Genomic DNA, 5550 nt, shown 5'->3' on the forward strand with positions numbered 1-5550 from the left:
GAGTTGGCCGACGTCGCCGACACCGCCATCGCCGAGGTGGCCGAGGAGATCGGGGAACGCCCCACCATGAAGCAGATGGGGCTGGTGATGAAGGCGGCTACCGCGATCGCGGCCGGGAAAGCCGACGGTGCCCGCCTGTCCACGGCGGTGAAGGAGCGTCTGTAAGGGCTGGCACTGCGAAAGCAGCGCCATCGTTTGCACGTCTGGCGCCGGGGTACCCGTGTCGTTATGACGAAGTTCGGCTATACCTTGATGACCGAGCAGAGTGGACCGAAAGATCTTGTGCGGGAAGCAATTTCAGCAGAAGAGTGTGGTTTCGACTTCGAAGTCTGCAGCGATCACTTCTCGCCGTGGCTGGCATCGCAAGGTCATGCTCCCAATGCCTGGGCGGTGCTGGGCGCGGTGGCACAGGTCACCGAGCAGGTCGACCTCTACTCCTATGTGACCTGTCCGACGATGAGGTATCACCCTGCGATCGTCGCGCAGCAGGCCGCAACCGTGCAGATCCTGGCCGACGGGCGGTTCACCCTCGGACTGGGCAGCGGCGAGAACCTCAACGAACACGTGGTCGGGAAGGGCTGGCCGACCATCGAGCGCCGGCAAGACATGCTGCGCGAAGCCGTCAAGATCATCCGCGAGTTGTTCGGCGGTCATCTGGTGAACTGGCGCGGCGACTACTTTCAGGTGGACTCGGCGCGGTTATGGGATCTGCCCGACGTGCCGGTCGGCATCGCGGTGGCGATGGCGGGGGCCAAGGGAGTCGAGAAATTCGCCAGACTCGCGGACCATCTGGTCGCCGTCCAACCCGACGAAGAACTGGTCACCACCTGGCACGCCGCCCGCCAGGCCGCCAACGTGGCCGGGGGCGAACGGGTAATCGGGCAGGTGCCGGTGTGCTGGGACCCGGATCGTGCCGCCGCCATCGAACGCGCATACGACCAGTTCCGCTGGTTCGCCGGCGGCTGGGCGGTCAATGCCGACTTGCCGACGCCGGCCGGTTTCGACGGGGCGACCCAGTTCGTGCGTCGCGAAGACGTCGCCGAGAGCATTCCTTGCGGGCCCGATCTGGATGCGATCGTCGACGCTGTCCGCCCGTACTGGACAGCCGGCTTCACCGAGGTGGCGCTGGTTCAGATCGGCGGTGAGGCGCAGGAGCTCTTCCTGAAGGAGGCGGCCGAACCGTTGCTTGAAGCGCTGCGGGCCGCGTCGAACTGACGCCACGTTTGGCGCTCCGCCAGTGGGGTATTCACTTGCCGTCGTCCCGGCGGGTTGGGTCCGCTAAGGACTGGGACAGGACGAGAAGAGGGGCCTTCTAAGCAGCAGTTAGGCCGTCGTGATCATTTCCCTCGTCCTCAATCCATAGAGGAGCACAGCGATGTCAAATCGGTTGCAAGGCAAGAAAATCGCAATCTTGGCTGCAGACGGTGTGGAAAAGGTCGAATTCGAGCAGCCGCTCGAAGCGCTGCAGCAAGCCGGCGCCCAGATCGAAGTGTTGTCGCTGAAGACCGGCGAAATCCAAGCCCGCAACCACGATCTCGAGCCCGCGGGGGAACTCACCGTCGATCGTGCGGTATCTGATGCGTCGGTAGACGAATTTGACGGCCTGGTACTGCCCGGCGGCACGGTAAACCCGGACAAGCTGCGGCTGGATGACTGCGCTGTCTCGTTCGTGCGTGACTTCGTCCACTCCGGAAAGCCGGTCGCGGCAATCTGTCACGGACCGTGGACGCTGGTGGAGGCCGGTGTGACGCCGGGCCGGACGGTCACCTCGTATCCCAGTATTCGCACCGACCTGCGCAACTCGGGCGCCCACGTCGTGGACCAGGAAGTCGTCGTCGACGGCAATCTGATCACCAGCCGCTCGCCGTCCGACCTTCCGTCCTTCTGCGCGGCGTTGATCGACGAACTCGCCCACGCCCCTGCGGGCTCGCCACGCTGGCGGCCCTAGCTCACCCCGCCGCGACCGCCGCGGCGATGCGTCGAAAGGTCTACGTTGACGATCACGTACCCGGCGTTGTGCGACGCCTCAGCAGCCGACGAGGTGTACCCGCCACAGGATGACTCCCGTCTGCTGATCGACACGATGCGTGCGACGGGCCTTGTTCCGCACCGTCGGGTGCTCGACTTATGCACCGGCAGCGGCGTTGTCGCGATCGCGGCTGCCGAAATCGGATGTGCCGGCGTCACCGCCTTCGACATCTGCCCGCACGCGGTGCGCTGCTCGCAGAGTAACGCGGCCGGTGCCGGGGTCGACATCGATGTGCGTGAAGGGTCGTGGACGGGCGCCTTGGACTGCGACCCGTTCGATGTCGTCGTCTCCAACCCGCCCTACGTGCCTGCTCCACCGGAAGGCGTTGCCCCCGAGGCGATTCCGGGAAGCGTCGGTCCGTCCTGGGCGTGGGATGCCGGCCCGGACGGGCGGCTGGTGTTGGATCCGCTGTGCGCATCGGTGTCGAAGATGTTGTGCCACGGGGGATCCCTGTTGCTGGTGCAGTCGGCTTTGGCGGGTGTCCGACGATCCCTGGATCATTTGCGTTTCACCGGCCTGAAAGCTGACGTCATTGCTTCCCAACGGATTCCATTCGGTCCGGTATTGACGGCGCGAGCCCACTGGTTGGAGAAGACCGGGCGGCTGCGGCGCGGATGCCGGGAGGAACAACTCGTCGTGATCCGGGCGGACAAGCGTTGACCCGCGTACGCGTGATACCCAAAGGACCGGTGCTGATATCGGGCCCGGTGCAAATCGAGATGCCCGACGGCCGTGTCGTCGAATCCGATCGGTTCACGGTGGCCATCTGTACCTGTGGGCGCAGCCAGGACTATCCGCTGTGCGACACCAGCCATCGCCGGTGTCGACCCTAGGCGAGCACTAGGGAAGCGGTCGGCGCAGCGATGACTGGCCCAGCTTCCAGGACACCATGATGTTGTCCGCCAAGCGATTTTCGACGACGGCAAAGGCTCGCATCCCGAACACGACATCGCAGTCCAGCCTCGGCTCACGAGCCACGAGATCACTGACCACGTCGAGGCGCACCACCTGCTCGTGCACCGCGTCGGCCTCGACGTGCTCCTGGTAGAACGCAATACATTCCCGCGGTGCCTCCATGCTCCGCAGAGCCTGGACCATCCGCCGGGAGCCCGGCGGCGAGGTGATCTCCGTCGCGGCGAAATGCCCGATCGCGGCACCGCGCAACCACCGGTGCAAGCCGAACAGCGACATCAGGTTCACCACCGCCAGCGATTCGGCGGGGACCGCGTCGAGATAACCCAGATAGCTCGAATCCAGGCCGGCGGCGTGCAAGAGATCGGCGAAGAGTTGCTGGTGCAGCCGCGATCCCTCGCCGGCGCCGTACTCGTCGAACTCGACCGCCACAAACGCCGCTTTGGCGCGGCCGGTCAGCCGTGGAATCACCCAGGCGTGCGGATCGCCCTCCTTGAGGTGATAGAGCGACCGGTGCACGAAGTATTCGCGCATCTGCAGCCAGGTTCCGGTGTCGCGCAGGTAGTGCGTCGGACCGGCGGCGTCGACGGGCTCGATTGAGAGTGCTTCCATTTCGGCCGCCGAGGTGTCGCCGGGCTCGATGGGCCCGACGTCGCGGCGCACGCCGGCCAAGAACGCGCGTTCCAGTTCCGCGCGCAGGTTCAGCAGCGCGGGATTCCATTCCCAGGTGGGGTCGACGCCGGAAAACCCCCGGTAGTGCAGCTCGTAGCACATGTACAGCGCCAGCTGCAGATCGAGACCGTAGGGGTCAGAATCGCGCACGGACGCGCTGATGCGGGCGAGCTGGTCGCGCGACGACGGGCCGGTCAGCGCACGTCGGATGGTCATCGACAGCGGTCCGTAGGCGGCCGGCAGGGCCGGTTCGACGATGATCGATGTGCCAGTCATCCTGGTGGCGTACCCGCTGGTCGTCCGGGCAAACGAGGGCCAGTTACTGCGGACTTTCAGTGATTGGTCGCGCCCGTCGGTGCGGGCACCGTGAAGCTGACGTCAACGGTGGTTCCGGTCGGGGTGCTGTCCACTTCGACCGAGTCACTGATGGCCCTGATCAGCAGCAGGCCCCGGCCGCTGTTGCCGGGGTTGGTCGGCGGGGTTTTCCACGAACCGGTGTCGGCGACCCGCACGTGGACCTCGCCGTCGACGGATTGGACCTCGAGCAGCATGGTTCCGGGGTCCTGTCCGCGGTAAGCGTGCTCGATGCTGTTGGTGCACGCTTCGTTGACGACGAGGACGATGTCAGCCGACAGATCGTCGGGTACTTCGGCCCCCCGCAGCCACCCGCTGAGCCGGTGCCGGATACCCCCCAATTGATCGGCGGTCGCACCGCTTTCGATTCGAAGTGGCGCGGATTGGTGCCGGTATATCACCATCGCGACGTCGTCGTCATAGCCTGCCGGCGGAGCCAGCTCACGAAGCACCGCATCCGCGACGCTGTCGAGCGGCAACTTCATCGTCTCCGCCAAAACAGCTGCCGCGCGCCCGATCCCGTCGTCAATCGACTCGTACTTCCGCTCGACCAAGCCGTCGGTGAACAGCATCAGCGCCGAGTCGGACGGCAGGACCTGGGAAGCTTGCGGGCGCGGGCTGTCCCGGCGCACCGCAAGCGGCACCGACCTTGCATCGGTCAGCATGATCGTCTCCGGTCCACAACCCGATTGGGAACCCGATTCGGGACTGGCGAGCACCGCGGGCATGTGGCCGGCGTTGCTGTACTCCAAGATCCCGGATTCGGTGTCCAGGATGGCCAGAAACACCGTCGTGCAGTACGCATCTGGAATGAGCGATGCCGCTGCGTCGAGTTGTTCGAGCAACACGGCGGGTTGGGCTCCGGTGAGCAACAGGGCCCGCGCCGAGCTGCGCAGTTGACCCATGATCGCGGCGGCCGGCAATCCGCGACCTACGCAGTCGCCGACGACGATGCCGATGCGGTGTTCGCCCACCGGCAGCACGTCATACCAGTCGCCACCGATCTCCAACGGCGTGACGGCGGGCTCGTAGCGCACCGCGAAACCCGGGGGTGGCTGAACGGGCGGCAGCATCGTGCGCTGCAGCGTCAGCGATGTCTCGCGGGCGATCTCGAACTGGCGGACATGCTGGATGGCCAGGCTGAGGTGGCCGACCAGTACCGTGACCAGGAGCCGGTCCTCGGCGACCACCCAGCGGGGAACCCTGAGCTCCAGCCACAGTGCAACGTCTCCGGTACCCGACAGCACGGCGACCATGCCGCGTGCCTTACCCGGCGTATCGGGCCCCTCGACCGTCCTGGCGGTCAGCGGCAGTTGATTGCGCGCGTCCTGAAATGTCTGGCGCAGGAACGGATCCAGTTCGCGCCAGGTCGATACCGACGGCTCGCCGGCGACCTGGATGCTTGGTTCACCGCCGCCCGAGGGCCAGATGAGTGCGACCACCCGCTGCACGTCGACTGCCGAGCGGCATTCCTCGAGGGTGATCGACAGCACCTCCGCCAGGCTCTTGGCCACACCCACAGCCGTCGCCAGGCGCAGCACCGCGCTTTCCCTGGCTGCAAACGCCCGTTGGGCGGTAATGTC

At 66.0% G+C, this 5550-nt stretch carries 7 protein-coding genes; 5 read left to right on the forward strand and 2 right to left on the reverse strand.

The window, feature by feature from the left end; all coding sequences use genetic code 11:
* From VML93_RS24745 to VML93_RS24765, 5 genes are all read left to right on the forward strand, one after another.
* On the forward strand, window positions 1-165 hold a 165-nt coding region (locus VML93_RS24745; RefSeq protein WP_325614917.1), incomplete at its 5' end, for a GatB/YqeY domain-containing protein.
* A gap of 63 nt (window positions 166-228) precedes the next feature.
* Complete coding sequence (locus VML93_RS24750; protein WP_325614912.1) at window positions 229-1215, forward strand: LLM class F420-dependent oxidoreductase; 987 nt, start codon at window positions 229-231, stop codon at window positions 1213-1215.
* Between the two features lie 160 nt (window positions 1216-1375).
* The gene (locus tag VML93_RS24755; protein WP_325614913.1) at window positions 1376-1948 is read left to right on the forward strand and encodes a type 1 glutamine amidotransferase domain-containing protein; all 573 of its coding nucleotides are present in this window, start codon (window positions 1376-1378) and stop codon (window positions 1946-1948) included.
* A 45-nt stretch (window positions 1949-1993) separates the two neighbouring features.
* Complete coding sequence (locus VML93_RS24760; protein ID WP_414686437.1) at window positions 1994-2689, forward strand: HemK2/MTQ2 family protein methyltransferase; 696 nt, start codon at window positions 1994-1996, stop codon at window positions 2687-2689.
* Entirely contained in the window at window positions 2644-2862 is a 219-nt protein-coding gene (locus VML93_RS24765; RefSeq protein WP_325614914.1) for a CDGSH iron-sulfur domain-containing protein, read from the forward strand. Before VML93_RS24760 ends, VML93_RS24765 begins: the two co-directional genes overlap by 46 nt.
* 7 nt (window positions 2863-2869) lie before the next feature.
* On the opposite strand, the gene VML93_RS24770 is transcribed toward VML93_RS24765, so the two are convergent.
* Both VML93_RS24770 and VML93_RS24775 read right to left on the reverse strand, forming a co-directional pair.
* Complete coding sequence (locus VML93_RS24770; RefSeq protein ID WP_325614915.1) at window positions 2870-3889, reverse strand: iron-containing redox enzyme family protein; 1020 nt, start codon at window positions 3887-3889, stop codon at window positions 2870-2872.
* Window positions 3890-3945: 56 nt separating this feature from the next.
* On the reverse strand, window positions 3946-5550 hold a 1605-nt coding region (locus VML93_RS24775; RefSeq protein WP_325614916.1), incomplete at its 5' end, for an ATP-binding SpoIIE family protein phosphatase.

The organism is Mycobacterium sp. (assembly GCF_035499775.1).
Lineage (GTDB): Bacteria > Actinomycetota > Actinomycetes > Mycobacteriales > Mycobacteriaceae > Mycobacterium.